Source organism: Flavobacterium sp. MEB061 (genome assembly GCF_000834715.1).
Taxonomy (GTDB): domain Bacteria; phylum Bacteroidota; class Bacteroidia; order Flavobacteriales; family Flavobacteriaceae; genus Flavobacterium; species Flavobacterium pectinovorum.
In genome coordinates, this window is record NZ_JXQR01000063.1 from 1 (window position 1) to 362 (window position 362).

Consider the following 362-nt stretch of genomic DNA (forward strand, 5'->3'; position numbering starts at 1 on the left):
AATACTAATCGGACTTGCATTTAAAGTAGCATCAGTAACTGCTGCAAAAGTATTAGCAGGAGATGCGTTCCAGATAATGCTATAAGTTGTTGGAGTTTGTGTCGTACCCGTATATGCTAAAGTTGTATTTTGAGCGAGTCCCGTTGCACACACCGGAGCTACTGTACCAAGAGTTATAGTTGGCAAAGGATTGACGACCACACTAAAAGCTACACCCGGACTTGAAGTACAAGTATTCGCATTTTTGACAGTTATAGTTCCGGTATAAGTACCGGCAGCCGTTCCCGCAGGTACAGCAATACTAATCGGACTTGCATTTAAAGTAGCATCAGTAACTGCTGCAAAAGTATTAGCAGGAGATG

1 protein-coding gene is annotated in these 362 nt (G+C 42.5%); it reads right to left on the reverse strand.

Features of this window, described 5'->3' with window-relative positions; translation table 11 throughout:
- Positions 1-362, reverse strand: a 362-nt coding sequence (locus RT99_RS25450; RefSeq protein WP_042566751.1) for a hypothetical protein, incomplete at both ends; no start/stop codon positions are given.